The organism is Gemmatimonadales bacterium (assembly GCA_030697825.1).
In the GTDB taxonomy this organism is placed as follows: domain Bacteria; phylum Gemmatimonadota; class Gemmatimonadetes; order Gemmatimonadales; family JACORV01; genus JACORV01.
On the sequence record JAUYOW010000137.1, the window covers coordinates 1 to 2,872 of the forward strand.

Here is a 2,872-nt window from a genome sequence, read left to right on the forward strand (position 1 = left end):
TCCGGCTTCGTGTCCGCCTCGCTGGCTTCCACGTAGCGGAACTCGACGCGCTGCTCGTCCTGGAAGGCGCCGCTCGCCGTGCTGACGCCGCTCACCACGACCTTCGCGGCGAGCGTGTCCCGCGGGAACGCCTTCTCCCGCTTCGGGAGCTGCAGCTTCACGACGATGTGCTGCGTCTCGCCGCCGTAGAGCTGGCCGAGCTCGACGACCGTCGTGCCGTCCTTCGCGGACGTCGGGCGGTCGTTGTAGGCCTTCGCGACGGTGATGTCGCTGCCCGGTGTGATCGCGACGCGCACGTCCGTGGCCGCGACCGAGCGCAGCGCTCCGAGTTCGAGTGCGAACGCCCCGAGGATCCCGTCCATGCCTTCGGCGTGGTAGAAGCCGCCGCCGGAGCGCTCGGCGATCGCGGTGAGGAGCACCGGGTCGTACCCGCCGCTTCCCTGGCCGCTCTCGACGACGCGCTCGCCGAAGCCGATCGTCGTGATCGGCGTCTTCCCATCGAGGCGCTCCGCGATGGCGCGCACGACGATGTCGTTGCTCCCACGGATCCCGACGGTCGGCAACCCATCCGTGAACAGGATGACGCGCCGCACGCGGTCGCCGTCCGCCGGGCACTCGGCCATGCAGCGGAGCCCGCGGAGCGCGCCGTCGACGAGGTTCGTGCCGTTGACGACCTTGAGGTGACCGATCCGTTCGGCGAGCGTCGCGCGGCGTTCCGACGTGAGCGGACCCACCGGCGCGACGATCTGCGCGTCGTCGGAGTAGACCACGAGTCCGACGCGGTCCTTCGCGGTGAGGTTCTGGACGAACCGGGCCGCGGCGTCCTTCGCGAGCGCGAGCTTCGTCGGGCTGTTCGGCAGCGCCGTCGCCGCTTCGTTCATGGACGTCGAGACGTCGATGACGAGGACGGCGTCGATCGGCTTGCGCTTCGCCTCCTCGACCTCCGGGGCCTCGACGCTCACCATGAGGTGCACGTCGCCCGGCTCGTTGTGGTTGATCTTCCTTCGGTCCAGTCTGGCTGCGATCTTCATGTTCCTTGCTCCTGTGGTGTGGGTGCTTCGTGCGTCGGCGCGAGGCGCTGGGTGCGAGCGTCTCCAAACCAAACGCGTGATTTCCCACATCCCGCTCCTGCGGACGGCGGATCAACCCAAACCCCGTTTCCAGGGCGCTGTTGACCCCAACGTCCCAAAGGAGTGGAGATGTACCTCTGTTGTCAACAGGGCACGGGGAGTATGGCGGGTGCCCGAGCGCCTGTCAAAAGACGGTGTCGTCCATTCCGACAACACCTCGAACCCCCCCCTCGCTTCGTCATCTCGAGCGAAATGCAATGAAGCCGAGAGATCTCCGGCTCACCGTTGAGCGAGATTTCTCCACTTCGCTCGCATCCTAGCTCGCTCCGGTCGAAATGACGGGATTTTTTCGCCGCATGGTTGACAGGCGCGCTGGTTCATGCTAGAACAACAATGGACGCTCCACTATGATTCCTCGTGCGGGTCAGTGGAGTTTGGTACGTTCACAACCGGGGGCACAGAACCCTCAACCGCAGTACCCCAGCACGGAAACCCGGACCGGCGTTTACGCCGCGGGTGAGTCCGCCTTGTGCGGATTCAGGAGGAGACACAGACGATGCGAAGGATTCTGCAACGCAGTACCACTCCGAGCTCCCGCCACAAGCGGGCAGGCATCGGGGCGGCGGTCCTCTTCGGCCTCGTCGCGACATCCGTCGCGCAGGCACAGGGCTTGCCCTGCGATCCGGTCATCTATGACGACGCTGGCGTGTTCGAGAGCCTCGGTCGCCTCCAAGCGGCGGCGAGCGCGCTCGAGCGCCGAGGCGCGATCGTCCGCATCCGGACGATCCGGACGTTCGGCAACCTCGGGAGCCTCGACCACTACCAGAAGGCGGTCCGGCAGCAGTGCCCGTCGTGGCAGGCAACGAACGGAGAGAACCGTGACGCGCTCATCGCGATCTTCATCGCGGTCGACGATCACGAGTTCTCCATCTACACCGGCAGTCGGTGGGCACAGCTCAACGATCAGTACGGCGAGGCGATCCAACTGCGCGTCGGGTCGTCGTTCCTTCGACGGGAATCGGGCGATCAGCGGCCGCCCGACTTCGTCGGAGCATTCGTCGCTGCGATGGTGGAGTTCGGACGTGTCATAGACACGGGCCGACCCTCCGTTGGTGTCGTTAGCGTGACTGCGCCGATACCCAGCTCGAACCTCGATCCGAGTGCCAGCGTCGTCGGCGGTAGTGGCCGCGTCGTGATCGTGAACCAGGGAACCGGCGGCAGTGCTGGAGGAAGCGGGAACGTCGGACTGGTGCTCCTCGTCCTCCCGGCGCTCGCGCTGGTCGTGGTCGCGATCGTGCTGATCCGTTCATCGAACCAGCGCCGTCGTGCCGCGCATGCGAAGGCGAAGGACAAGCGGCACGCGGCGACGACGCTCATGTTCGAGCTTCGCGGACAGGTGAGGGCACTCTCCACGCGCACGGAGGCGGCAACGCTCACCGTGTCGGAGGAAAGTGGCGAACGGCTGCGCGGGCGGTATCAGGCGATCGAGCGCCTCGTCGGCGCCGCCGCGGTGACGATCAACGAAGTCGAGCCCGAAGGCGGTCAGGACCCCACGCGCGACGGTCGCACGCGGGAAGAGTACGAGACGGTCGCCGCCGGATACGAGCGCGCGCTCGTGCAGCTCCGCGAGGCGAACGAGAAGCGCGCCAACCACGACACGGAGCTCGAAACGCTCCACCGCGCGGGCCAGGAAGCCCCGAAGGCGATCGAGGCCGCAGGGGCCGCGATCGGCCAGGCCGCAGGCGCAGTCGAGCGGATGCGTGGGCAGGGGTGGAGGGTTGACGATGCGGCGGCGAAGCTCG

2 protein-coding genes are annotated in these 2,872 nt (G+C 67.1%); one reads left to right on the forward strand and one right to left on the reverse strand.

All coding sequences use genetic code 11. The features are described 5' to 3' along the window. A partial coding sequence (locus Q8Q85_07335) for a VWA domain-containing protein (GenBank protein MDP3774068.1) occupies positions 1 to 1,031 on the reverse strand: 1,031 nt, incomplete at its 3' end. 595 nt (positions 1,032 to 1,626) lie between these two features. Here Q8Q85_07335 and Q8Q85_07340 point away from each other — a divergent pair. Beyond that, positions 1,627 to 2,872, forward strand: a 1,246-nt coding sequence (locus Q8Q85_07340; protein ID MDP3774069.1) for a TPM domain-containing protein, incomplete at its 3' end; no start/stop codon positions are given.